This window comes from Gordonia sp. NPDC062954 (assembly GCF_044543825.1).
In the GTDB taxonomy this organism is placed as follows: domain Bacteria; phylum Actinomycetota; class Actinomycetes; order Mycobacteriales; family Mycobacteriaceae; genus Gordonia; species Gordonia tangerina.
The window spans coordinates 47275-71054 of sequence record NZ_JBITWL010000003.1; the positions used below are offsets into that span (position 1 = coordinate 47275).

24 protein-coding genes are annotated in these 23780 nt (G+C 67.2%); 20 read left to right on the top strand and 4 right to left on the bottom strand.

The features are described from left to right. The first annotated feature begins 10 nt into the window (after window positions 1–10). From ACIGKQ_RS04310 to proB, 11 genes are all read left to right on the top strand, one after another. Window positions 11–616: a molybdenum cofactor guanylyltransferase gene (locus ACIGKQ_RS04310; RefSeq protein WP_235722320.1), complete on the top strand. Its 606-nt coding sequence runs from the start codon at window positions 11–13 to the stop codon at window positions 614–616. A gap of 26 nt (window positions 617–642) precedes the next feature. Further along, complete coding sequence (locus ACIGKQ_RS04315; protein ID WP_396572478.1) at window positions 643–3291, top strand: valine--tRNA ligase; 2649 nt, start codon at window positions 643–645, stop codon at window positions 3289–3291. Between the two features lie 257 nt (window positions 3292–3548). Next, window positions 3549–4943 (top strand): bifunctional folylpolyglutamate synthase/dihydrofolate synthase, encoded by a 1395-nt coding sequence (locus ACIGKQ_RS04320; RefSeq protein ID WP_396572635.1) that lies wholly within the window; start codon window positions 3549–3551, stop codon window positions 4941–4943. Then, window positions 4940–5341: a DUF4233 domain-containing protein gene (locus ACIGKQ_RS04325; RefSeq protein ID WP_396572480.1), complete on the top strand. Its 402-nt coding sequence runs from the start codon at window positions 4940–4942 to the stop codon at window positions 5339–5341. Before ACIGKQ_RS04320 ends, ACIGKQ_RS04325 begins: the two co-directional genes overlap by 4 nt. 181 nt (window positions 5342–5522) lie before the next feature. Beyond that, window positions 5523–5939 (top strand): hypothetical protein, encoded by a 417-nt coding sequence (locus ACIGKQ_RS04330; protein ID WP_396572481.1) that lies wholly within the window; start codon window positions 5523–5525, stop codon window positions 5937–5939. Window positions 5940–5987: 48 nt separating this feature from the next. Next, entirely contained in the window at window positions 5988–6404 is a 417-nt protein-coding gene (gene ndk / locus ACIGKQ_RS04335) for a nucleoside-diphosphate kinase (RefSeq protein WP_235722317.1), read from the top strand. 379 nt (window positions 6405–6783) lie between these two features. Then, a complete protein-coding gene (locus ACIGKQ_RS04340; RefSeq protein WP_396572482.1) occupies window positions 6784–10164 on the top strand; it encodes a translation initiation factor IF-2 N-terminal domain-containing protein in 3381 nt (1126 codons plus the stop codon). A 307-nt stretch (window positions 10165–10471) separates the two neighbouring features. Continuing rightward, a complete protein-coding gene (gene rplU, locus ACIGKQ_RS04345) occupies window positions 10472–10783 on the top strand; it encodes a 50S ribosomal protein L21 (protein WP_235722315.1) in 312 nt (103 codons plus the stop codon). A gap of 36 nt (window positions 10784–10819) precedes the next feature. Then, on the top strand, window positions 10820–11083 hold the full coding sequence (rpmA, locus tag ACIGKQ_RS04350; RefSeq protein WP_235722314.1) for a 50S ribosomal protein L27: 264 nt from the start codon (window positions 10820–10822) through the stop codon (window positions 11081–11083). Window positions 11084–11185: 102 nt separating this feature from the next. Further along, the gene (gene obgE, locus ACIGKQ_RS04355; RefSeq protein ID WP_328714929.1) at window positions 11186–12658 is read left to right on the top strand and encodes a GTPase ObgE; all 1473 of its coding nucleotides are present in this window, start codon (window positions 11186–11188) and stop codon (window positions 12656–12658) included. Then, the gene (gene proB / locus ACIGKQ_RS04360; RefSeq protein ID WP_396572486.1) at window positions 12655–13770 is read left to right on the top strand and encodes a glutamate 5-kinase; all 1116 of its coding nucleotides are present in this window, start codon (window positions 12655–12657) and stop codon (window positions 13768–13770) included. The genes obgE and proB overlap by 4 nt, the downstream gene beginning before the upstream one ends. Window positions 13771–13783: 13 nt before the next feature. Here proB and ACIGKQ_RS04365 read toward each other — a convergent pair whose 3' ends face one another. From ACIGKQ_RS04365 to ectA, 4 genes are all read right to left on the bottom strand, one after another. Continuing rightward, entirely contained in the window at window positions 13784–14659 is an 876-nt protein-coding gene (locus tag ACIGKQ_RS04365; RefSeq protein WP_235722311.1) for a Sir2 family NAD-dependent protein deacetylase, read from the bottom strand. Window positions 14660–14749: 90 nt separating this feature from the next. Further along, window positions 14750–15187, bottom strand: a complete 438-nt coding sequence (locus ACIGKQ_RS04370; protein ID WP_235722310.1) for an ectoine synthase — start codon at window positions 15185–15187, stop codon at window positions 14750–14752. After that, window positions 15184–16455: a diaminobutyrate--2-oxoglutarate transaminase gene (gene ectB / locus ACIGKQ_RS04375; protein WP_235722309.1), complete on the bottom strand. Its 1272-nt coding sequence runs from the start codon at window positions 16453–16455 to the stop codon at window positions 15184–15186. Before ectB ends, ACIGKQ_RS04370 begins: the two co-directional genes overlap by 4 nt. Before the next feature lie 159 nt (window positions 16456–16614). Then, window positions 16615–17142, bottom strand: coding sequence for a diaminobutyrate acetyltransferase (gene ectA / locus ACIGKQ_RS04380; RefSeq protein WP_235722308.1), 528 nt, complete (start codon window positions 17140–17142; stop codon window positions 16615–16617). A 187-nt stretch (window positions 17143–17329) separates the two neighbouring features. Between ectA and rsmD the strand changes: the two genes are divergently transcribed. The 9 genes from rsmD (at window position 17330) to ACIGKQ_RS04425 (ending at window position 23734) form a co-directional block, all read left to right on the top strand. Further along, window positions 17330–17956, top strand: a complete 627-nt coding sequence (gene rsmD, locus ACIGKQ_RS04385; protein ID WP_396572488.1) for a 16S rRNA (guanine(966)-N(2))-methyltransferase RsmD — start codon at window positions 17330–17332, stop codon at window positions 17954–17956. Beyond that, window positions 17937–19046 (top strand): nitronate monooxygenase family protein, encoded by a 1110-nt coding sequence (locus tag ACIGKQ_RS04390; protein ID WP_287015638.1) that lies wholly within the window; start codon window positions 17937–17939, stop codon window positions 19044–19046. The genes rsmD and ACIGKQ_RS04390 overlap by 20 nt, the downstream gene beginning before the upstream one ends. A 44-nt stretch (window positions 19047–19090) precedes the next feature. After that, window positions 19091–19579, top strand: a complete 489-nt coding sequence (coaD, locus tag ACIGKQ_RS04395) for a pantetheine-phosphate adenylyltransferase (RefSeq protein ID WP_287015637.1) — start codon at window positions 19091–19093, stop codon at window positions 19577–19579. Between the two features lie 130 nt (window positions 19580–19709). Continuing rightward, window positions 19710–20534, top strand: a complete 825-nt coding sequence (locus ACIGKQ_RS04400; RefSeq protein WP_235722304.1) for a DivIVA domain-containing protein — start codon at window positions 19710–19712, stop codon at window positions 20532–20534. Window positions 20535–20602: 68 nt separating this feature from the next. Further along, entirely contained in the window at window positions 20603–21229 is a 627-nt protein-coding gene (locus ACIGKQ_RS04405) for a DUF177 domain-containing protein (RefSeq protein ID WP_287015660.1), read from the top strand. Window positions 21230–21314: 85 nt separating this feature from the next. Further along, window positions 21315–21998 (top strand): ribonuclease III, encoded by a 684-nt coding sequence (gene rnc, locus ACIGKQ_RS04410; protein WP_235722389.1) that lies wholly within the window; start codon window positions 21315–21317, stop codon window positions 21996–21998. A gap of 12 nt (window positions 21999–22010) precedes the next feature. Then, entirely contained in the window at window positions 22011–22877 is an 867-nt protein-coding gene (mutM, locus tag ACIGKQ_RS04415) for a bifunctional DNA-formamidopyrimidine glycosylase/DNA-(apurinic or apyrimidinic site) lyase (RefSeq protein ID WP_396572490.1), read from the top strand. Window positions 22878–22979: 102 nt separating this feature from the next. Continuing rightward, a complete protein-coding gene (locus tag ACIGKQ_RS04420; RefSeq protein WP_235722302.1) occupies window positions 22980–23438 on the top strand; it encodes an OsmC family protein in 459 nt (152 codons plus the stop codon). A 5-nt stretch (window positions 23439–23443) separates the two neighbouring features. Continuing rightward, window positions 23444–23734: an acylphosphatase gene (locus tag ACIGKQ_RS04425; RefSeq protein WP_287015635.1), complete on the top strand. Its 291-nt coding sequence runs from the start codon at window positions 23444–23446 to the stop codon at window positions 23732–23734. Window positions 23735–23780 lie beyond the last annotated feature (46 nt).

Sequence of the window (23780 nt, forward strand, 5' to 3'; positions counted from 1 at the left end):
CACTGGTCCCATGGCGCAAACCGATGAGCAGCGGGTGGCGGGAATCGTGCTGGCAGGCGGCCGTTCCCGACGGATGGGTCGCGACAAGGCGGCCATGGACTGGGCAGGAGAGCCGATGCTGGCGCGCGTGGTCCGGACGGTGGGGCAGCGCTGCGATCCGGTGTTCGTGGTGGCCCCGGAGGAATCCGCGGCCTATCAGGGGCTCCACGGCACCGGCGGCCCCGAGGCGCAGTGGGTCACCGACGAAACGCCGGGCGGCGGGCCGCTCGCCGGTCTTGCGGTGGGGTTGTCCCGGGCGGCCGATGCCGGCGCGGCATGGGCGTTCGTGTGTGCGACGGACATGCCGCTGATCTCCTCGGAGTTGATCGACGAGCTGTTGCGGGGGGTCACCGTGTCGACCCAGGCGGTCATCGCCACCGATGCGCAGCGTGACCACCCCATGGCCGGGCTCTATCGCACCGACGTCGCGCCGGTGATCGCGGAGCTGACCGCGGGAGGTGAACGACGGATGCTCGCCGCGCTCGATGCGTTGACCACTCATCGCGTTGCCGTGGGCAATCCGGAATGGCTCACCAATGTCAACGCTCCCGAAGACCTGCACCGGCTCCATGTCTAGCCTGTGACGTTTCCTAAGATTGTGGGGTGAGCACACCCGATCCGAGCCGCGAGCTACCGAAGTCCTGGGACCCCGCCGAACACGAAGCACAGCTATATCAGGGCTGGGTGGACGCCGGTTACTTCACCGCAGACGCGACCAGCGACCGGCCGGCGTTCTCGATCGTCATCCCGCCGCCGAACGTCAACGGGTCGCTGCACATGGGCCACGCCTACGAGCATGTGCTGATGGACGCGTTGGCGCGTCGCCGCCGCATGCAGGGCTACGAGGTGTTGTGGCTGCCCGGAATGGATCATGCGGCCATCGCGATGCAGACGATGGTGGAGCGCAAGATCGCCGCGGAGGACGGATTGACGCGCGACGACCTCGGTCGCGAGGCATTCATCGATCGCGTCTGGACAGAGAAGGCCGAGATCGGCGGAAACATCGGCACGCAGATGCGGCGTCTCGGTGACGGCGTCGACTGGAGCCGCGAACGCTTCACCATGGACGACGGTCTGTCACGCGCCGTGCAGACAGTGTTCAAGCAGATGTACGACGACGGGCTGATTTACCGCGCCGAGCGGCTCGTGAACTGGTCGCCGGTGCTCAAGACCGCCATCAGCGACATCGAGGTGAGCTACGCCGACGTCGAGGGCGAACTGGTCAGCTTCCGCTACGGCAGCCTCGACGACGACGCGCCACACATCGTGGTCGCCACCACCCGCCTCGAGACGATGCTCGGCGACACCGCGATCGCCGTGCACCCCGACGACGAGCGCTACGCCCATCTGATCGGCACCGAACTCGACCACCCGTTCGTCGACCGGCGCATCCCGGTCATCGCCGACGACTACGTCGATCCCGAGTTCGGCAGTGGCGCGGTCAAGATCACTCCCGCACACGACCCCAACGACTTCGCGATCGGGCAACGCCACGACCTCCCGATGCCGACCATCATGGACGACGAGGCGCGCATCGCCGACACCGGAACCGTGTTCGACGGGATGGACCGGTTCGAGGCGCGGGCCAAGGTGCGGGAGGCTCTCGCCGAGCAGGGCCGCATCGTCACCGAGGTCAGGCCGTACCTGCACAGCGTCGGACATTCCGAACGGACCGGCGAGCCCATCGAACCGCGGTTGTCCATGCAGTGGTGGGTGCGCGTCGAGTCCTTGGCCAAGGCGGCCGGCGACGCGGTTCGCAACGGTGACACCGTGATCCACCCGACCTCGATGGAGCCGCGCTGGTTCGGCTGGGTCGACAACATGTACGACTGGTGTATCTCTCGTCAGCTGTGGTGGGGTCACCGCATCCCGATCTTCTACGGCCCCGAGGGGGAGGTCGTCTGTGTGGGGCCCGACGAGCAGGCACCCGACGGCTATGTCCAGGAGACCGACGTCCTCGACACGTGGTTCTCGTCGGGCCTGTGGCCGTTCTCCACCATGGGCTGGCCCGACAACACCGCCGACCTCGAGAAGTTCTATCCCACTTCGGTTCTCGTCACCGGCTACGACATCCTGTTCTTCTGGGTGGCCCGGATGATGATGTTCGGTACCTACGTCGGTGACCGACTCGGCGACGGCAACGCAGTGCCGTTCCACAACCTGTTCCTGCATGGTCTGGTGCGCGACGAGCACGGCCGCAAGATGTCGAAGTCGAAGGGCAACGGCATCGATCCACTCGACTGGGTGGAGCGCTTCGGCGCCGACGCGTTGCGCTTCACGCTCGCTCGCGGCGCCAACCCGGGTAGCGACATATCGGTCGGCGAGGACCACGCACAGTCCTCGCGCAACTTCGCGACGAAACTGTTCAACGCCACCAAGTTCGCGCTGATGAACGGCGCCACGGTAGCTGAACTACCCGATCGCGCAACGCTGACCGAAGCCGACCGGTGGATTCTGGATCGACTCGAGCAGGTCCGGGCCGAGGCCGATGCCGGTTTCGAGGCATACGAGTTCTCCAAAGCCTGTGAGGCGCTGTATCACTTCGCGTGGGACGAGGTCTGCGACTGGTATCTGGAGTTGGCCAAGGTCCAGTATGCGCAGAACGACGACGCACGGTCCGCGTCGACGTCGGTGGTGCTCGGCACTGTGCTCGACAACCTGTTGCGGCTGCTGCACCCGGTGATGCCATTCGTCACCGAGGTGCTGTGGAGGTCGCTGACGGGGCAGGAGTCGGTGGTGATCGCGTCGTGGCCGGCGGCCAGTGGTGTGCCGACCGACGCCCCGGCGGCCCAACACATCGACGACCTGCAACGGCTCATCACCGAGGTTCGGCGCTTCCGCAGCGACCAGGGTCTGCGCCCGGGACAGCGGGTGGCCGCCGAGATCGACGGCCTCGACGCGGCGGCACTCGATTCCTCCCGTGGATATCTGGATTCGCTGGCTCGGCTCGAGCCCGCCGACGACGGTTTCGCGGCCACCGCGACGATCGACGTGCGGTTGTCGTCGGCGACGGTGACCGTCCGGATCGACACGTCCGGGACCGTCGACGTGGCGGCCGAACGTAAACGGCTGACCAAGGACCTCGCCGCCGCGGAGAAGGAACTCGCCTCCACCACTGGCAAACTCGGCAACGAACAATTCCTGGCCAAGGCCCCTGAACAGGTCGTGGCGAAGATCCGGGAACGACAGAAGGTGGCGACCGAGGAAGTCGAACGCCTCGGTGGTGCGCTCGCCGCTTTGGGTGGCGCGTGAGTTCCCGCGACGATCAGGACCACGGCGCCGATGCCGACGACTGGGACGACGATCTTGATCGCGACCACCTCGGTCCCGACGGTCCGGTGTCGCGGGATCTCGGCGCCCTGCTCGACGAGATCGACGCGCGGGATGCCGACCTCGACCCTGACGATATCGATTCTGCCGATGTCGACCCCGCCGATGTCGACCCCGCCGATGTCGACCCCGCCGACGACGAGGAGGACGGGGCCGGAGGATCGCGGCGTCCCGCACGCTTGATCGACGACGCCGCGACGCTCGCCGAACTCGCGGAGGTCGAGGCCGAACTCGACACCCGCTGGCCCGAAACCAAGATCGAGCCCTCGCTGACCCGCATCGCGGCTCTGATGGATCTGCTGGGTTCGCCGCAGCACGGCTATCCGGCCATCCACATCGCGGGAACCAACGGCAAGACGTCGGTGGCCCGGATGATCGACGCGCTGCTCATCGCCTTACACCGGCGCACGGGGCGGATCACCAGTCCGCATCTGCAACGCGTCACCGAACGCATCTCCGTCGACGGTGCGCCGATCTCCGCCCGCACCTACATCGACATCTACCGGGAACTCGAGCCGTACATCACGATGGTCGATGATTCGTCCACCGCTGCCGGCGGACCGCGGATGAGCAAGTTCGAGGTGTTGACGGCGATCTCGTATGCCGTCTTCGCCGAGGCGCCGGTGGACGTCGCGGTGGTGGAGACGGGCATGGGCGGTCGATGGGACGCCACGAACGTCGTCGACGCGACCGTGGCCGTCATCACTCCGATAGCGATGGATCATGCCGATTACCTTGGTGACACGCTCAGCGCGATCGCCGGGGAGAAGGCCGGGATCATCAAGAAGGCAGCGGACGATCTGGTGCCCACGGACCCTGTCACCGTGATCGCGCCGCAGGAGCCCGAGGTGATGGACGTCCTGCTGCGTCAGACGGTCGAGACCGGGACCATCGTCGCCCGGCAGGATTCCGAGTTCGCCGTGCTCGAGTCGATCACCGCTGTCGGCGGCCAGTTGCTGCGTCTGCAGGGCCTCGGTGGAGCGTACGACGAAGTATTCCTACCGTTGCACGGTGCTCACCAGGCGGCCAACGCCGCACTCGCACTTGCTGCGGTCGAGGCCTTCTTCGGGGCGGGCCCGGATCGCCAACTCGACATCGACGCGGTACGGGCCGGTTTCGCGGCGGTGGCGAGCCCGGGCCGGCTGGAACGTGTGCGATCGGCCCCGACGGTGTTCATCGACGCCGCGCACAACCCACACGGCGGCGAGGCGCTGGCGCGGGCGTTGACCGAGGAATTCGACTTCCGACGACTCGTCGGGGTGATCGGCATGCTCGGTGACAAGGATGCGGAAGGATTTCTGGAGGCCATGGAGCCCGTTCTGGACAGCGTGGTGCTCACCAACAACGGTTCGCCGCGCGCACTGGACACCGAGATGCTGGCCGAGATCGCGCTGCCGATCTTCGGTGAGGAGCGGGTGGTGGTGAAGCCGTTCCTGCCCGACGCCGTGGAGACCGCCATCGGACTTGCCGAAGAGTCCGACGGCGAACCGGTCGCCGGTGCCGGCGTCGTGGTCACCGGTTCGGTGGTCACCGCCGGGGCGGCCCGGACGTTGTTCGGCAAGGAGCCCTCATGACCGACCCGGTACGCTTCACGCCGCCGTCGACGGACCCGTGGAAGGGGTTGCGCGGGGTGATGGCGGGCACCTTGATCCTCGAGGTGATCGTCCTGGGCCTGGCGTTCCCGATCGTCGCCAATCTCGGGCCGGGCATCACCTGGTTGTCCGGCGGATACCTCGGGGCGGTGGTGGTGGCGCACATCGTCGCAGCCGGTCTGCAGGGCCGGTCGTATGCGCTGCGTCTCGATATCGGGTTGCAGATCCTGGTGATCGCAGGAGGGTTCCTGCAGTGGTCGGTGGCCGTGGTGGGCGTGATCTTCCTGTGTGTCTGGGTTTACATCGCCTACGTGAAGCACGACGTCGAGGTTCGGATGGCCAAGGGGATGCTGCCGGGGCAGCAACCGATCGACGAGTGATCTGCCGGGATTTCTGCACCCCGGACCTGCGATTCGGCTCCTGCAACTCCTGTTGCCCGACTGTGACCTGTCGGCTCTCGCCCTGAGGTGGTCGATGCTGTGAGAATGTCGCTGCCGGGGAAGAGCGGCTCGCGCCGCGGCCCCGGACCATCAGGTGACCGTTCATGACGTGAGGAATAGCTTGTCTGTGATCTCCAGCCTTCGCCGCCCCCGGGCCGCCGCCGCGATGGCATTGACCGTGATCGGAACGTCGCTGGGCGCGGGAATCGCCGCCGCCGAGCCGGCTGTGCCGACCGAGGATCTTCCGGTCGCCGGAGCACCGATGACGGTCGGCGAAGGGGAGTACAGCTACCTCGCCACCCACGAGGTCACCTCGCGGGCATCGTCGATGCAGGTGCCCGAGGCGATCGCGGCACTGCCCGTCCCGCAGCAGTACCGTCCGGCCAATCTCGGGCTGGCCGCACAGTTCGACATCGCTCTCACGAGTGCGCTGGCGTCCCCCGGCGGCTGCGTGCAGGTCGTGGTCGATCCGCGTGCCCGGTCCGGGAGCCTGTTCAACTACGGATTCTTCCCGGTGGCGGGCGAATACTGCTCGTGACGGTGGCCATCGCCGACCGGTCTTTCGGCTTCTCGCTATGGTGTGCTCGTGACTGAACGGACTCTGGTACTCATCAAGCCCGACGGCGTGGAGCGGTCGCTGGTCGGCGACATCATCAGCCGGATCGAGCGCAAGGGCCTCTCGCTGGTCGCCCTGGAACTCAAGACGGTCAGCGACGAGGTGGCGCGCGGACACTACGCCGAACATGAGGGCAAACCCTTCTATCCCTCGCTGCTCGAATTCATCACGTCGGGACCGTTGGTCGCCGCGGTCCTCGAGGGGCCGCGCGCGGTTGCCGCCTTCCGGCAGATCGCGGGCGGCACCGATCCGGTCGAGAAGGCCGTCCCGGGAACAATCCGTGGAGACTTTGCGCTGAGCACGCAGAACAATCTGGTGCACGGCTCGGACTCGCCCGAGTCCGCCGAGCGGGAGATCGCCCTGTGGTTTCCTGACCTGGGAGTCTGAGCCGACCTTCGCCTTCTCGTTCCCCGCCACACACGCCGTTGGAGATGCCAAACGTGCGTAGTGTGCGGGGAACGACTCGTCGTGTGGGATACTTGCACAGTTGTGGGCGACACACTTTGCCGTCGACAACCGGATGACGCATCCGGCATCGGACACCCCGATTCGCGCGTCTTCCCCATCGGTGTTGACGATGGCGTGGAAGACGACGGCCGGTTGAGGTCATCGACAACGCAAGGCGCCGCCTCGCGGACCGGGTCTTCCGGTGCGCAGAGAACGCGCGAAGACCACACAACACCGGTCCACAGCCGACCGGGACAGACAGTGAAGCCCTCGCGTGGCCGCGTCAGCCCGACGCGCCCGGGGGCTCTAGGAGATTTGAGTGACCGACAACGGGTCGCCGGCTGACGCGAACGCAGCGTCGGAACCGGTGGAGGAGTTCCCCAGCAGGCTTCGTGTGCATGCGCTCGCCAGAGCGCTGGGCATGACGAGTCGAGAGGTCTTGGCGCACCTCGCCGAGATCGGCATCGAGACACGCAGCCCCCAATCAAGCATCGACCGGGAGACCGCCCAGACGGTCGCCGCGCGTGTGCGTGGCGCGGCCGAGCGGGTCGACGCGCCGGAGCAGGCCGAGACGCCGGTGAGACCGCCCGAGGAGGCCGCGGTACCCGCCGAGGAGGCCGCGTCCGCCGAGAGCGCCGGCTCGTCGGTCGAGGCTGCCGAACAGACCACCACGCAGCAGCCGGCTGCCGATCAGGCGACCCCGGCACAGGCGGTAACCGGGGACGACGAGCCCGCGCTGCCTCGCGAATCCGAGCAGGCTGCCACCCACGAGGAGTCGCCGACCCTATTCTCGGCGGTCGATCAGACTCAGCACCACCCGGTGCGGCAGACGGCCGAGGACGTCATGGCACAGCCGCTGTTCCTGTCGCCACAGGCTGCGGAGCCGACCCGGCGTCCGACCCGGTCCGGCGAGGACGAGCGGGTCGAATCCGACGAGTCCGGCAGCACCGACGATTCGACCGGCGACAGCGACACATCGGCAGACGGTGAGCGTGGCTCGCGCCGTCGCCGCCGAGGCCGCCGAGGGCGCGGCCGGGGCCGCGGTGATCAGTCCGACAACGGTGCAGACGAGCCGCAGCAGGCGAGCGACGACACGTCCGACGCGACGGACCGGTCCGATGGGGACAACGACTCCGCACGGCCCTCCGGCAAGAAGGGGAAGAAGGGCGACCGGTCCGACGGCGGCAAGTCCGGCAAGGATGGCGCCGACAAGGGCGAATCCGGCAAGCACGGAGACGACAAGGCCGACGCCGACAAGGACTCCTCGGGAAAGAAGCGCTCCGAGGAGTCCACCGGAACCGACGAGGGTTCGGTATCCGAGGAAGATTCGTCGGATTCGGACTCGTCGGGCGTCGACGACACCGAGGCGGGGTCGTCGAAGCGTCGTCGTCGCCGCCGCCGTCGCAAGGGCGGGGCCGACGCCGAGGACAGCTCACCGGACGATCCGCCGAACACCGTCGTGCACGAGCGTGAACCCCGCAGCAAGAAGGCACGCGACGAGGTCCAGGGCATTTCCGGTTCGACCCGTCTCGAGGCCAAGCGTCAGCGTCGCCGCGACGGCCGGGACGCCGGCCGTCGCCGTCCGCCCATCCTCAGTGAATCGGAGTTCCTGGCGCGCCGCGAGGCGGTCGACCGGGTGATGGTGGTCCGCGAACGTAGCGCCAACAGTGCGATCACCGGGGCCAACGGTTCCGGCGAAACCGGTCAGGCCGTGCCGATCGAGGACTACACCCAGGTGGCCGTGCTCGAGGACGGTGTCCTCGTCGAACACTTCGTCACCACCGAGACATCGTCGTCGATGGTCGGCAACATCTATCTCGGGCGTGTGCAGAACGTGTTGCCCGGTATGGAGGCGGCCTTCGTGGACATCGGGCGCGGTCGCAACGGTGTGCTCTACGCCGGTGAGGTGAACTGGGATGCCGCCGGGCTCGACGGCGGATCGCGCAAGATCGAGCAGGCACTCAAGCCCGGCGACAACGTGCTGGTCCAGGTGAGCAAGGACCCGGTCGGGCACAAGGGAGCCCGGCTCACCACCCAGATCTCGCTGGCGGGTCGCTTCCTGGTCTACGTGCCCGGCGGGTCGTCCACCGGCATCAGCCGCAAGCTGCCCGATGTGGAGCGCAAGCGCCTCAAGAGCATCCTGGGCAAACTGGTTCCTGACGACGCCGGCGTGATCATCCGGACCGCGTCGGAAGGTGTCAGCGCCGACGAACTCGCCGCCGACATCGCGCGTCTGGAAAAGCAGTGGAAGGACATCGATTCAGCGGTCGGCAAGGCGAAGAAGGGTTCGGGGGCCAGCGCGCCACAAGCCCTCTACGAGGAACCCGATCTGCTGGTCCGCGTGGTGCGCGACCTGTTCAACGAGGACTTCAAGAAACTCGTCGTCGAGGGCGGCAAGGCGTGGGACCTCGTCGAGCGGTACATCACTGCGGTGGCGCCGGACCTGATGCAGCGCGTCGAGCGCTTCGAGAAGCCGCATGCCGATGCGCCCGACTCGTTTGTGGTGCACCGGATCGACGAACAACTCGCCAAGGCGCTCGACCGTAAGGTGTGGCTGCCGTCGGGCGGCACGTTGATCATCGAGCACACCGAGGCGATGACCGTCGTCGACGTCAACACCGGCAAGTTCACCGGCTCCGGGGGCAACCTGGAGGAGACGGTCACCCGCAACAATCTCGAGGCGGCCGAGGAGATCGTGCGTCAGATGCGGCTGCGCGACATCGGCGGCATGATCATCGTCGACTTCATCGACATGGTCCTCGAATCCAACCGGGATCTGGTGTTGCGGCGGCTGACCGAGGCGCTCGCACGCGACCGGACACGTCACCAGGTATCCGAGGTGACCTCGCTGGGCCTGGTGCAGATGACCCGCAAACGCTTGGGCACCGGACTGCTCGAGGCGTTCTCGACCCCATGCACCCACTGCGGTGGCCGGGGCATCGTGGTCCACGCCAACCCGGTGGAGGCGCGTCCCGACGAGTCGAGCGCCAACGACGGCGGTGGCTCCAAACGTTCACGGCGGAATCGGCGCAAGTCCGAACCGGCGCCTGAGCAGCACAAGCCGGCGCAGAACCCGGCCGAGCACCCGATGTTCCGCGCGATGGCCGCCCATGCCCACGACCACGACCACGACGTCGAGGGTGCCGACGGTGCGCGGGGCGCCGCCGAGCAGGTGGCGTCCCCAGACGCCGGTCGACGTGACGACACCCACGCAGACGACACCCGCGCAGGCGACACCCACGCAGACGACGATGTGGTCGCTGCGATGAGCGACGCGAGCGCGACCGCGCAGTCGGGGAGTGTGACGGCGGCCGACGAGCATGCTGCCGTCGCCAGCGCACCCGCGACCGAGGCGACCCCCACCGACGGAGCGTCGGATGAGACGACCGCGTCGTCCCCGGCAGAACCTGCCGGCGCGGCGTCCGAGCCCAACGAGTCCGATGCCGGTGCCTCCGACGCCGCTGCGTCCGGGCGGTCGCGGCGTCGCCGGCGGGTGGTGCGGAAGGCCGCGGCGCCACCGAAGGCGTCCGAGCCGATCGTGATCTCCGCCGACAACGAGGTCGGCTCGACACCGACACCGACGACGACCTTCGGCCCGACGGATTCGAGTGGTACGGCGGAGGCCGCGGTCGCGGTACGCCGGCGGCCTCGTCGCCGCACGGCCGGACGACCGGCGGGCCCGCCACCGTCCGAGCAGTAACGTCGAAGGGCGACCAGCAGGTCGGGGCGCCGGTGGTCGAGTTTGACCCGGCACACGGCGTTCCCGTAATCTTGATTGGTCGCCTTCGGCGGAGGGTCTGCGCTGTGCCCGGAACGATCAGGTCCACCTGAATCGCACCGATCAGCCGCGCGGAACCGCCGACAGGCCCTCTGGAGTGATCCACAGTGACCCCGGTTGCATCCGCGGGTTCGCCCGCGGACCGCACCAGGATGACGCACCACCCACCCACCCCGGTGCGCGAACCAGCGCCCAGGGTCCGACAGACGAGTTAAAGAGGACAGCTTCGATGGCAACGTACGCGATCGTCAAGACCGGCGGTAAGCAGTACAAGGTCGCAGAGGGCGACATTGTCAAGGTCGAGAAGATCGACAGCGTGCCCGGTAGCAGCGTGAGCCTGCCGGTGGCACTGGTCGTCGACGGCTCGACCCTCACCACCGATGCGGACAAGCTGGCGAAGATCTCGGTGACCGGCGAGGTCGTCGAGCACGTCAAGGGTCCCAAGATCCGCATCCACAAGTTCAAGAACAAGACCGGCTACCACAAGCGCCAGGGTCACCGTCAGAACCTGACGGTCCTCAAGGTCACCGGTATCAAGTAACTCGATTCCCGCACCTACCTCAGGAGGACTGCAGAGATGGCACACAAGAAGGGCGCGTCCAGCTCGCGCAACGGTCGTGATTCCAACGCCAAGCGCCTCGGCGTGAAGCGTTTCGGTGGCCAGCAGGTCAGCGCCGGCGAGATCCTGGTCCGCCAGCGCGGCACCAAGTTCCACCCGGGCGTCAATGTCGGCCGCGGTGGCGACGACACCCTGTTCGCCCTGGAGACCGGCTCGGTCGAGTTCGGCACCAAGCGCGGCCGCAAGACGGTCAACATCGTCCCGGAGACCGCAGCGGTCTGACCGGTCGAATAACAGCTCTACACAGGGCGGGCAGGGTCATCGCGTACCCGCCCGTCCTGTTTGTTTTGAGGCCGAGAGGCTTCGGAGAGAGGGAGTAGCCCGATGTCCCGGTTCGTCGACCGCGTGACCATCCACGTCGCGGCGGGTAACGGCGGTCACGGCTGCTCGTCGGTGCACCGCGAGAAGTTCAAACCGCTCGGTGGTCCCGACGGCGGAAATGGCGGCAACGGCGGGTCGGTGCGGCTGGTGGTCGATCCCCAGGTGCACACGCTCCTCGACTTCCACTTCCGTCCGCACGCGAAGGGATCCAACGGTAAACCCGGGATGGGCGACAACCGTGACGGTGCCACCGGCGACGACCTGGTCCTGAAGGTGCCCGATGGCACGGTGGTCCTGGATGCGGACGGCTCGATCCTTGCAGATCTCGTCGGCGAGGGCACCACCTTCGAAGCCGCCCAGGGCGGCCGCGGCGGATTGGGCAATGCAGCGCTGGCCTCCAAGGCGCGCAAGGCCCCCGGCTTCGCACTGCTGGGTGAAGAAGGGCAGCACCGTGACCTCGTCCTGGAGTTGAAATCCGTCGCCGACGTCGGGCTGGTGGGATTTCCGTCGGCAGGCAAATCCTCGCTGGTTTCGGTGTTGTCGGCGGCCAAGCCGAAGATCGCCGACTACCCGTTCACCACGCTGGCACCGAACCTCGGGGTGGTTCAGGTGGCCGGTGACGTGTTCACCGTCGCCGACGTCCCCGGACTGATCCCCGGTGCGTCCACCGGGCGTGGCCTGGGGCTGGAGTTCCTGCGACACCTGGAGCGGTGTGCGGTGCTGGCGCATGTCGTGGACTGCGCCACCCTGGAACCCGGGCGCGACCCGGTTTCTGACATCGACGCCTTGGAGGCCGAACTCGCGGCCTACCGACCCGCTCTCGACGCCGACCACGGTCTCGGTGACCTGGCATCCCGACCGCGGGTGATCATCCTGAACAAGATCGACATCCCCGACGCCGCGGAACTGGCCGATCTGGTGGAACCCGAACTGGCCACCCGAGGATGGCCCATCTTCCGGATCTCCGCGGTCAGCCACGAGGGTCTCAAGGAGCTGACTTTCGCGCTGGGACGGATGGTCGGGGAGTACCGGGCGAACCAGCCCGCGCCCAAACCTCGTCGACAGGTCATCCGGCCCAAGGCAATCGATGAGGCGGAGTTCAGTGTCGTGCCCGATCCCGAGGTCGACGGCGGATTCATCGTGCGGGGTACCCGGCCCGAACGTTGGATCGCCCAGACCCAGTTCGGCAACGACGAGGCGGTGGGTTATCTGGCCGACCGTCTCAACCGGCTCGGGGTCGAAGACGAGCTGGTGCGCCAGGGTGCGCAGCCTGGGGCGCCGGTCACCATCGGTGACATGACCTTCGACTGGGAGCCGACGACCCCGATGGGTGACGAGGTCCCCATCACCGGCCGTGGGACCGACATCCGCCTCGACCGCAACGAACGGATCGGGGCCGCAGAACGCAAGCAGGCGCGGCGACTTCGGCGCGGTCTGCCCGACGGCGACGAGGATCCCGAACGGGACCACCAGTGAGCGACGTCCGCGAGCACATCGCCCGTGCGCGCAGCATTGTGGTGAAGATCGGGTCGTCGGCGCTCACTGACCTGCATGACGGACTCGACCGCACCCGTCTTGACCGTCTCGCCGACGCGCTGGAGGCGCGGATGCGTGCCGGGTCGGATGTGATCGTGGTGTCCTCGGGTGCCATCGGCGCCGGCATCGCCCCACTCGGGCTCAAGAAGCGGCCCACCGATCTCGCGACCAAACAGGCCGCTGCCAGCGTCGGGCAATTGGCGCTGGCCCACGCGTGGGGCACTTCCTTCCACCGGTACGGCCGCACCGTCGGCCAGGTGCTGTTGACCGCCGACGATGTCTCCAACCGCTCGCATCACGCCAACGCTCAGCGCACGCTGGACCGACTGCGGTCGCTCGGTGCCGTCGCGGTGGTCAACGAGAACGACACCGTGGCGACCGCCGAGATCCGGTTCGGCGACAACGACCGCCTCGCCGCGTTGGTGGCTCATCTCGCGGGTGCCGACGCGCTGGTGTTGCTGTCCGACGTCGACGGCCTCTACGACGGGGATCCGCGCAAGGTCGGTGCCGACGGTAGCCGTGCTCGGCTGATCGCGGAGGTCAACGGACCGGAGGATCTCGACGGGGTCATCGCCGGGTCGGGCGGTGCGCTGGGCACCGGCGGTATGGCCTCCAAGCTCGCGGCTGCGCGACTGTCGGCCGACGCCGGGGTGCCTGTTCTGCTGGCGGCCGCCGATCAGGCAGCGCAGGCGCTGGCCGACGCGTCGGTGGGAACGGTCTTCGCCGCTCGCGACGAGCGGCTGTCGGCGCGGCGGTTCTGGGTGCGCCATGCCGCCGACGCGCGGGGACAGCTCGTGCTCGATGACGGTGCGGTGGCCGCGGTGGCGCGCCGACGCCGATCACTGCTGGCAGCCGGCGTCGTGGGCGTAAACGGACGATTTTCCGACGGCGACGTGGTGGAGTTGCTCGACACGAGCGGTGTGGTGCGGGCCCGCGGGGTTGCCGCCTACGCCTCCGACGACGTGGCGCTGATGGTCCGTCGTTCCACCGCCGACCTACCGGCAGAGCTTCGTCGGCCGGTGGTACACGCCGACGACCTCGTCGCGGTCTGAGCGCACCGTTGGCTCACGCTGCCAGGGCCGGCAGCACCACCGACGCCAGGTGATCGATCTTCAGGTCGGCGAGTTCGTCGGCGCGGGTCGCGCCGCGGTTCACGATGACGAGGGTCTTGCCGGTGCGACGTGCGTGGCGAGCGAACCGCAGGCCGCTCATCACCGTCAGCGACGACCCGACGACCAGCAGTGCATCGCTGTCGTCCACCATCGAGAATGCTTGCTGCACAGTCGGTTTCGGAACGCTCTCGCCAAAGTAGACGATGTCGGGTTTCACGATGCCGTCGCACCGCGGGCAATCGATCATGGTGAAGTCGCTGGTGTCGTCGATGGCTGCGTCGGCATCCGGTGCGACCTCGATCGCCCCGCGACCACGGATGCGCTCGGTGAATCCGCGGTTGATCTGTTCCAGGTCGTGGGCGAGCTGATGGCGGGAGATCTGCCAGCCGCACTCCAGGCATCGCACGCGGCCATAGCAACCGTGCAACTCCACCACACGTCGGGTGCCGGCCTTCGTGTGCAGCATGTCGACGTTCTGGGTGATCACCCCGGACAGTCGGCCCTGCCGTTGCAGATCGGTGAGAGCATGGTGTGCGGTGTTGGGTTGCGCGGCGTCCATGTGTCGCCAGCCGAGATGGTTGCGCGCCCAGTAGTGGCGCCGGAACTCCGGCGACGACAAGAACATCTCCAGCGTCATCGGCGTGCGTTGCGGCGCTCCCGGGCTGCGGTAGTCGGGGATACCGGAGTCGGTGGAGATCCCGGCGCCGGTCAGCGCCACGATCCGCCGGCCGTCGAGCAACGCGCGTGCACGGTCGATCTGTTCGTCGACACCCTCGTCGAGCGGTGTCGGCTCGGCCGGGGACCAGCCGATCTGCAGTCGCGTACGCACCCTGCCCAGGATAGCGGGCTCGACGACGCCACCGGCCCGGCAGAACACGAGGTTCTGCCGGGCCGGTGTTTCACCATCGACGAGGGCCGGTCAGTCGGCGGCCACCGCCTCTGGGGAATGTTTCCCGGTCGATTCGGGAACGGCGACCAGCGGGTAGACGCCGTTCTCGTCGTGCACCTCGGTGCCGACAACGGGAGGATTGAAGACGCAGAGCATCCGCATCTGCGTGTCAGCGGTCACCTGATGACGCTCGTGACCGTTGAGCAGGTACATCGTGCCGGGGGCCAGCGGATAGGTCTCGCCGGTCTCCTTGTCGAGCAACGTTCCGGTGCCCTCGACCAGCCAGACGGCCTCGATGTGGTTGGCGTAGTGGAAGTTGTTCACCGATCCGGCGTTGATGGTGGTCTCGTGGAAGGAGAACCCGACGCGGTCACCGCCGAGGACGATGCGCTTGGACACCCAGTTGCCCAGCGGATCCTTGACGTCGCGGTCAGTGCCCGTGATTTCTTCTGTGGTACGGACGATCATCCGATCACCTCCTTGACGGAATCAGCAATGATGTCGAGGCCACGGTCCAGGTCCTCGTTCGAAATGGTCAGCGCGGGAAGAAGTTTGACGACCTCATCGGACGGTCCGGAGGTCTCGACCAACAGCCCTGCCTCGAAGGCCGACGCGCTGACCTTGCCGGCGGCGGCGGCTTCTTCGAACACGAGACCCTGCGCCATGCCGCGGCCACGGGTGGAGATGCCACTGAACTTGTCGCACAGTTCGTTGAAGCGCGTGTGGATGCGGTCACCCTTGGCGTGCACGTCGCGGGTGAGCGCGTCGTCGCTCCAGTAGTGCTCGAGCGTCTTGGCGCCGGTCACGAATGCGGGGTTGTTGCCGCGGAAGGTGCCGTTGTGCTCACCCGGGGTCCAGACGTCGAGGTCGGACCGGAACAGGGTCAGTGCCAGCGGCAAACCGTAACCGCTGATGGACTTCGACAGCGTGACGATGTCGGGCTTGATGCCGGCGGCCTCGAATGAGAAGAACTCGCCGGTGCGTCCGCAACCCATCTGCACATCGTCGACGATGAGCAGGATGTCGCGGCGCTGGCACAGCTCCGACAGGGCCTGTAGCCACTCGGCGCGGGCGACGTTGATGCCACCCTCGCCCTGGACGGTCTCGACGATCACGGCCGCCGGACGATTGAGCCCACTGCCGGAGTCATCGAGCACCCGCTCGAACCACTGGAAGTCCTCGACGACACCACCGAAGTAGTTGTCGAAGGGCATGGGGGTGGCATGCACGAGCGGGATACCGGCGCCGGCGCGCTTCATCGAGTTGCCGGTCACCGACAGCGATCCCAGGGTCATGCCGTGGAACGCGTTGGTGAAGCTGATGATCGACTCGCGTCCGGTCACCTTGCGGGCGAGCTTCAGTGCTGCCTCGACGGCGTTGGTGCCGGTGGGCCCGGGGAACTGGATCTTGTAGTCCAGTCCGCGCGGCTGCAGGATCTTCCCGTGGAAGGCCTCGATGAACGCACCCTTCGCGACGGTGGCCATGTCGAGTCCGTGGGTGATCCCGTCATCCGAGATGTAGTCCAGCAGAGCCGATTTCATCACCGGGTTGTTGTGGCCGTAGTTCAGCGAACCTGCGCCGGCGAAGAAGTCGAGGTACTGACGACCGGTCTGATCGGTGATGTGAGAACCGCTTGCGCGGGTGAACACCGTCGGCCAGCTACGGCAGTAGCTGCGGACTTCGGACTCGTGCTTGGTGAAGACGGAATCGTCGATTGACTGATCGAGAAGTTGCATGGGTAACTTCCCCCTTTACTTATTGACGATTGAAATTGCGACCTGGTCGCACACGGAGTGCGCCGACATCGCTGATGTCGGCGCAACTGCCGGTGAGATGGTCAAGTGCTCAGTTGTGAAAAGACTCAGTTGTGAATTGAGACGTGTGGACAGGAATGATCAGGGTTCAACGAGCTCGGGCTCGAGGAGGTAGAGATCCTCGGGCTCGTGCGCGTCCGGAAACTGATCGGCGGCAAACAGATCACGACGCTCGAAGCGCAGGCCGCGAGCGTTCGCGACTGATTCGAACAATCGCTGCGATGCGACATTGTCCGGACTGATCGTGGTGTGCATCGCGACCACACCCGACCGCTGACAGCGGTCGAACAGGCGATGCAGCATGGTGCCGGCGATACCGTGGCCGCGGCAGGAGTCGTCGACGGCGACCTGCCACACCATGAGGGTGGACGGGTCGGTCTGGCGTCGATAGCCGGTGACGAATCCGACCGGGCGCCCATCGACCTCGGCGACGATCGATGTCGAGGAGAAATCATGGCACCACAGGACGTAGGAGTAACTCGAGTTGACGTCGAGAACCTTTGAGTCCGAGGCGATTTCCCACAATCGTTCGCCGTCGTCGGCGGTGGGCTGCCGGTAATCGACAGCAAGGGCAGTGGTTGGGGCCGTACTTGTTTGGAGCGGGCTCATGACGCTTTCGACGTTAACAACGCGGTTACCTGAAGTCACCCGTCCTCAGAAATCGGACACCGAAAGCCCGCATAATCCCCTGCTCAGCCACTGTTTGTGAAGTGCATCACAAACTATTGCACGACCTGGACTTAGATGGGACAAGGGGTGGCTACTCCGCACCAGCCGTACCGCACAATGGTGGACGATGACCAGAATAATTGCGGGTGAACTGCGCGGACGCAGACTGGCGGTACCCGACAGCGGCACCCGGCCGACCTCGGATCGGGTCCGCGAGGCGATCTTCAACATCCTGCTTGCGCGGACCGAACTGGACGACGCATCTGTGGTGGACCTCTACGCCGGCTCCGGTGCGCTGGGGCTGGAGGCGTTGTCGCGCGGCGCGGCGCGCGCCACCTTCGTGGATTCGCGCCGCCGGGCCACCACGGTGATCGCGGCAAACGTCCGCACGTGTGGCGTGGCCGAGCGTGTGTCGGTCATCACCCGATCCGTCTCTGCCCACCTGGCGGCGGGCGGTGGCGGCGACGTGGATGTGGCGTTCCTCGACCCGCCGTACCACCTCGACAACGAGGCCATGTCCGGTGACCTCGCCGCGCTGAGCGCACACTGGATGGTGGTGGGCGGCATCGTGGTCGTCGAACGTGCCGTCCGTGCGCCCCAGACACACTGGCCCGACGAGTTCACAGTGCTGGTGCACAAGAGCTATGGCGACACACGTGTGGAGGTGGCGGTTCTTGACCGATCCGGACGAGAAGAGTGTGGCGGCGCCGGGGGTGGCTGCGAGGAGTGCCGAGATGAGACCGGCGAGCGCTGACCCGGCGATGCGCATCGGTGCGCTGGAGACCGCGCTGCCCATCATCTGTGCACCCATGGCGGGTGGCCCCACCACGCCCGCTCTTGTCGCGGCAGTCGGGCGAGCCGGCGGACTCGGCATGCTCGCGGCGGGCTACCTCACCGCCGAGGCCCTCGAGGATCTGGTGGCCGATGTCGAGTCGCGTGGCCCGTGGCTCTACGGCGTCAATCTCTTTCTCTCCGGGGTCGACCGCTGCGCCGGTCCGGACGGTGCCCGGCAGCGAGGGGCGGTAGAGGCGTATCGCCGGACGTTGGCGGTCGAGGCGAGCCGGCACGGTGCCGACGTGGGCGAACCCCGTTTCACCGACGAGGCGGTCGAGGAGAAGCTCGAGGTGTTGTCCCGACACCATCCGGCTCTGGTGAGTGTCACCTTCGGCGACCCGGAAGCGGCGCTGGTCGAGCGGGTCCACACCGACATCGGCGCGCCGGTCGCGGTCACGGTCACCTCGGTGGCCGAGGCGCGCGCAGCGGTGCTCTCGGGTGCCGACGCGCTCATCGCGCAGGGCATCGAGGCCGGCGGCCATCGTGGTCTGTGGTTCGACGATCCGGCGCTGCCGGCCGGCGGCCCGGCGACACCCACCGCCGAACTCGTCCGGGCGATCTGTGCCGACACGACGGTCGTATCCGCGCAGGTGCCGGTCGTCGCGGCCGGAGGGGTTTCCGATGGCGCCGGAGTCCGGTCGATGCTCGCCCTGGGTGCGGTCGGTGCACAATTGGGCACCGCCTTCCTGTGCACCGACGAGGCGGGTACGGGTTCGGCGCATCGGCGGGCTCTGCTGGAACAGACCTACCTCGACACGGTCGTGACGCGCGCCTTCTCCGGCCGATCGGCGCGGTCGCTACGTAATGGCTTCGCCGACCGGCATCCGGACGCGCCGGCGGTGTATCCACAGGTCCATCACATGACCAAGCCGATTCGGGCCGCGGCGGCCGCGGCCGGGGTGGCCGACGACATCAACCTGTGGGCCGGTACCGGCTGGCGGTCGGTGGTGGCCGGCCCTACGGCCGAACTGATGGCGCGGCTGGCCGCCGAGTTCCTCGACGCCCCCTGACCGTCGAGGAGTTCGGCCGGTCGGCCCTCGCGTAGATTTCGGTCATGACCTCAGCTGTCTTCCCCGGCTCCTTCGACCCGTTCACCGTCGGTCACCGCTACATCGTCGAGCGTGCCGCCGCCCGCTTCGACTCGCTGGTCGTCACCGTGGTGGTCAACCCGAACAAGAAGGGCATGTTCGACGTCGACGAACGCATCGCCCTGATCCGCGAGGACTGCGCCGATCTGGCCAACGTGCGTGTCGACCGCTGGACCGGCCTGCTGGTCGACTACCTGCGTCGGGAAAACATCGACACGATAGTGAAGGGGCTGCGCTCGGGCACCGACTTCGACTACGAGGTGCCGATGGCGCAGATGAACCGCGAGCTCGCCGACGTCGAGTCCATGTTTCTGCTCACCGATCCGCGCTACGCGCATGTGTCGAGCTCGCTGGTCAAGGAGGTGGCCAAGCTCGGCGGGGACATCACGCCCTTCTTGTCGCCGGCGATCCACGAGCGACTGCAGGCGCGGTTGGCGGGGGAGCAGCGGATCTGACCTAACTGTCCCGCGCGACTGTCCCGCGCGACACGCCCCGTCCGCCTCACTAATCACAGACGCACCATTCGGCACAATAGTCACAGTTGTTTCATGCCAACCGAAGGCGACCAGCCGGATTGGGGTAGCTGTGTACCGGGTTTTTGAAGCGCTCGACGAACTCGCCGCCATCGTCGAGGAAGCGCGAAGCGTCCCGATGACCGCGGGTTGCGTCGTGCCACGAGGGGACGTCCTCGAGCTCATCGACGACATCAAGGATTCGATCCCGGGTGAACTCGACGACGCCCAGGATGTGCTCGATCAGCGCGACTCGCTGGTCGGCAACGCCCGCGAGCACGCCGAGACCGTGATCGGCAAGGCCGACTCGGAGTCCGAGGCGGTGATCGCACACGCACGTGCGGAGGCAGACCGCATCCTGTCCGAAGCGAAGGCCCAGGCCGACCGGATGGTCGACGAGGCCGGCGCGCACGGCCGTCAGATGGTCGAAGAGGCCACCGCCGACGCGCATCGGCTGTCGACGAGTGCGGCACGTGAATTCGAAGCGGTCACCGGTCGCGCCCGGGCCGAGGCCCAGCGCACCATCGACTCCGCGAACAACACCTACGACAAGTCCGTAGCCGACGGCATCGCCGAGCAGCAGCGCCTGGTGTCCGAGGCGGAAGTGGTGGCCGCCGCGAAGTCGGAGGCCGAGCGGATCATCGACGCCGCCCATGCCGAGGCCGACCGGCTCCGCGGGGACTGCGACGTCTACGTCGACGAGAAGCTGGCCCAGTTCGAGGAGATCCTCACCGGCACCTTGCGGTCGGTCAATCGGGGACGGCACCAGTTGCGGACCGGCGCGGGGATGCACGACTACGTCGAATACCCGCGCAGCGTCGACGAACCGCCTGCGCCGCGCGGTGCATCGCAGACCCACGATCGCGTCGACAATCAGGGCTCACCGCTGGCCGTCTGAGCGTAGGGCCGGGACCGTTCGAAGAGTCCGCAGGTCGGGCGTATCGTGCAACTGTGGCAGATCGAGCAATGAGCCGGAGTGTCGCGTCTGACGGGGCGAACTCCGGCGGCAAACAGGCCGACCCGTTCGTGCTCGACGTCCGTTCGCTGGGACGTCGAGCGGGGTCTATGTCGGAGGTGCATCGGACCGTCGTCGCGCCGGAACGCATCGGACTGGACATGATCGCGATTCCCGCCGGTTCCGAGGTCGACCTCGATCTGCGGCTGGAGGCGGTCACCGAGGGCGTGCTGGTCACCGGCACGGTGAGCGGTGAGACCGAAGGTCAGTGCTCACGGTGTCTGGAGCCGGTCGACGGCACCGTCACGGTGTTCCTCACCGAATTGTTCGCCTACCCCGACAGCGAGACCGAACAGACCACCGACGCCGACGACGTGCACCGACTCGTCGATGACCGGCTCGACCTCGAGCAGTCGATCATCGACGCCGTCGCCCTCGAATTGCCCATGTCGCCGTTGTGTTCGGAGGATTGCGAGGGCCTCTGCCCCGAATGCGGCGTCCGACTCGCCGTCGCCGAACCGGGACACGCGCACGAACAGATCGATCCCCGATGGGCGGCGTTGCGTGACAAGTTCGGCGCGCCCGGCGACGCCTCACCGCAGGGCCGGGAGACACCGAAGGACAAAGGTGGTGACTGACCCAGACGTGGCCGGCGACAACGACGTGACCGACCAGACGCCCGCGTCACCACCTGATGATCCGGCGCAGGAACGATTTGCCGATCTGCTCCGGGCGCTGCACGCGCAACTGTCCACCGAACTGTTGGTGTTGGCGCTGACTCACCGTTCCTACGCCTACGAGAACGGCGGGCTACCCACCAACGAGCGCTTGGAATTCCTCGGTGACTCGGTGTTGGGGGTGATCATCACCGAACGGCTCTACCTGCGGTACCCGGATCGATCCGAGGGCGAACTGGCCAAGATCCGGGCCAGCGTGGTCAACATGCACGCGCTCGCCGAAGTGGCCCGTGGGCTCGGCGACGGGGGCCTCGGGCGTCACCTCTACCTCGGGCGTGGTGAGGAACTCACCGGTGGCCGCAACAAAGACAGCATCCTCGCCGACGGCCTCGAGTCGGTCTTCGGTGCGTTGTACCTGGAACACGGTCTCGCCGTGTGCAAGGACATCATTCTCGGATTGTTCGACGAGATCATCGGCCACGCAGGGCATCTCGGCGCCGGTCTGGACTGGAAGACATCGCTGCAGGAGCTCTCGGCGGAGGGTGGCTACGGGCCGCCGCACTATCAGATCACCTCGACCGGTCCCGACCACAACAAAGAGTTCACCGCAGTCGCGGTGGTGGCCGGCGAGAGTCTGGGTGAGGGGAGTGGGCGTACCAAGAAGGAGGCCGAGCAGAAGGCCGCCGCCTTGGCCTGGCAGGCGCTCACCGACCGCGCCGCCGCGAACTGACCGGACCCGGACGTGCCCGAACTTCCTGAAGTGGAGACCGTGCGGCGCGGTCTGGCCGATCACGTCGAGCGCCGAATCATCACGTCGGTCGACGTGCTACACCCGCGGTCGGCCCGACGTCACGTCGGCGGTGGTGCGGACCTGGTCGGGCGGTTGACCGGTACGCGGGTGGCCGGCGTGCATCGCCGCGGAAAGTATCTGTGGCTCGACATGGCCGATTCGGCCGACAGCTTTCCGCTCGTCGTTCACCTCGGCATGAGCGGTCAGATGCTCATCAGCCCAGCCGGTGCCGAGGACCACATTCACCTGCGCATCCGGGCGACACTCGATGACGGCAACGAGCTGCGGTTCGTCGACCAACGCACCTTCGGCGGCTGGCATGTCGACGAATACGTCGACACCCCCGACGAACTCGGTCGGTGGCTGCCGGAATCGATCGCGCACATCGCCCCGGACCCATTCGATCCGACCTTCGATGCCGCCCGAGTGACCGCCGTCATCCGGTCGCGGCACACCAAGATCAAACGGGCCCTGCTGGACCAGACGGTGATCTCCGGCGTCGGCAACATCTACGCCGACGAGGCGTTGTGGCGCAGCCGGGTCCACGGCACCCGGCTGACCGACGGGCTCAGCCGGGCGAAGGTGATCGACCTGCTCGCGTCGGTCAGCGATGTCATGGGTGACGCGCTCGTCGTCGGCGGAACCTCATTCGACTCGCTGTATGTGAACGTCAACGGGGAGTCGGGGTACTTCGAGCGCTCGCTGAACGCCTACGGTCGCGCCGGTGAACCGTGTCGACGATGCGGCGCCATCATGCGGCGCGAGCAGTTCATGAACCGCAGCTCGTACTTCTGTCCGAAGTGTCAACGTAAGCGCTGAGTCTGCCGCCCACTCGACGAGAAGCAGCGCCCAGTCGACGAAGTTCAGCGCCCAGTCGACGAGAATCAGAGCCCAGTCAACGAAAAGCGAACGAAAGCGACCATGAGCACCGATCAACACCTGTCCCAGACCGATGGCAGCACCGCACGCCCCCACACCGAACTCTGGGTGGAACGCACCGGAACGCGCCGCTACACCGGGCGCAGTTCTCGCGGCGCCGAGGTGCTGGTCGGTTCCGAGGACGTCGACGGCGTCTTCACCCCCGGCGAGTTGCTCAAGATCGCGCTCGCCGCATGCACCGGCATGTCGTCGGACCGGCCGCTGTCGCGCCGCCTCGGCGATGACTACGACGCCACGGTCCGCGTGAGCGGCGCCGCCGATCGGGAGAACGAGGTGTATCCCGTCCTCGACGAAGTGCTCGAGATCGACCTGTCCGAACTCGACGCCGACGCAGCGCAACGACTACTGGTGGTGGTCGAGCGGGCGGTCGACGCCGTCTGCACGGTCGGCCGCACCATCAAGGCCGGCGCGACGGTCAATCTGAGTATCGAAACGGACTGAGTGCGATGACCGACAACGCCGACGACCCGGTCCGGCTCACCGCACACGTCCACGGACTGGTGCAGGGTGTGGGCTTCCGGTGGTGGACCCGGTCGCGTGCGCTCGAACTCGGTCTGGTCGGTTACGCCGCCAACCTCGCCGACGGCCGCGTCCTGGTGGTCGCCGAGGGCTCCCGCGCCGACACCGAAGCTCTGCTCGCCGCGTTGCGTTCCGGCGACACACCCGGGTCGGTCGACGTCGTGGTGGAACGAGTCGACCCGCCACGCGGTGACCTGCAGGGTTTCGTCGAGAAATAGCCGCGTGCCGACGACTCTGCACAGGGTGCGCGTGCTGGCGCCGCCA

Coding starts and splice junctions, on each gene's coding strand:
- rpmA (WP_235722314.1), top strand. CDS start 10,820: ATGGCACACAAGAAGGGCGCGTCCAGCTCGCGCAACGGTCGTGATTCC.
- ACIGKQ_RS04370 (WP_235722310.1), bottom strand. CDS start 15,187: ATGATCGTCCGTACCACAGAAGAAATCACGGGCACTGACCGCGACGTC.
- obgE (WP_328714929.1), top strand. CDS start 11,186: ATGTCCCGGTTCGTCGACCGCGTGACCATCCACGTCGCGGCGGGTAAC.
- rplU (WP_235722315.1), top strand. CDS start 10,472: ATGGCAACGTACGCGATCGTCAAGACCGGCGGTAAGCAGTACAAGGTC.
- coaD (WP_287015637.1), top strand. CDS start 19,091: ATGACCTCAGCTGTCTTCCCCGGCTCCTTCGACCCGTTCACCGTCGGT.
- ACIGKQ_RS04405 (WP_287015660.1), top strand. CDS start 20,603: ATGAGCCGGAGTGTCGCGTCTGACGGGGCGAACTCCGGCGGCAAACAG.
- ectB (WP_235722309.1), bottom strand. CDS start 16,455: ATGCAACTTCTCGATCAGTCAATCGACGATTCCGTCTTCACCAAGCAC.
- rsmD (WP_396572488.1), top strand. CDS start 17,330: ATGACCAGAATAATTGCGGGTGAACTGCGCGGACGCAGACTGGCGGTA.
- ectA (WP_235722308.1), bottom strand. CDS start 17,142: ATGAGCCCGCTCCAAACAAGTACGGCCCCAACCACTGCCCTTGCTGTC.
- ACIGKQ_RS04420 (WP_235722302.1), top strand. CDS start 22,980: ATGAGCACCGATCAACACCTGTCCCAGACCGATGGCAGCACCGCACGC.
- ACIGKQ_RS04425 (WP_287015635.1), top strand. CDS start 23,444: ATGACCGACAACGCCGACGACCCGGTCCGGCTCACCGCACACGTCCAC.
- ACIGKQ_RS04325 (WP_396572480.1), top strand. CDS start 4,940: ATGACCGACCCGGTACGCTTCACGCCGCCGTCGACGGACCCGTGGAAG.
- ACIGKQ_RS04310 (WP_235722320.1), top strand. CDS start 11: ATGGCGCAAACCGATGAGCAGCGGGTGGCGGGAATCGTGCTGGCAGGC.
- ACIGKQ_RS04390 (WP_287015638.1), top strand. CDS start 17,937: ATGAGACCGGCGAGCGCTGACCCGGCGATGCGCATCGGTGCGCTGGAG.